Source organism: Peribacillus sp. SIMBA_075 (assembly GCF_046534585.1).
In genome coordinates this window covers 1-274 of the sequence record NZ_JAWRYN010000535.1, presented here as the reverse complement: position 1 = coordinate 274, position 274 = coordinate 1, and the positions used below count along the sequence as shown (strand labels likewise).

Here is a 274-nt window from a genome sequence, read left to right as displayed (position 1 = left end):
AGAAGTGGAAGGCGGGCTGCAAGAATTCCTGCTTCTGATTAACCCCTTGGGCTCCGCGCTTTTATTACTGAGTTTGTCGCTATTTTTCAAAGGCGCGCGGAAATACTGGGTGTTGCTGTCGATTTATCTCGGCATGTCGATCTTGTTATATGCCAATATCGTCTATTACCGGTTTTTCAGTGATTTCATCACTTTGCCGACTTTGTTCCAGACGCAGAATTTCGGTGATTTGGGGGGCAGTGTCCTCACATTGATCCAGCCGCTGGACATCCTG

At 47.8% G+C, this 274-nt stretch carries 1 pseudogene; it reads left to right on the top strand.

Features of this window, described 5'->3' with window-relative positions:
- Positions 1 to 274: pseudogene (locus SB775_RS29310) on the top strand (glycerol phosphate lipoteichoic acid synthase); the annotation flags it as partial.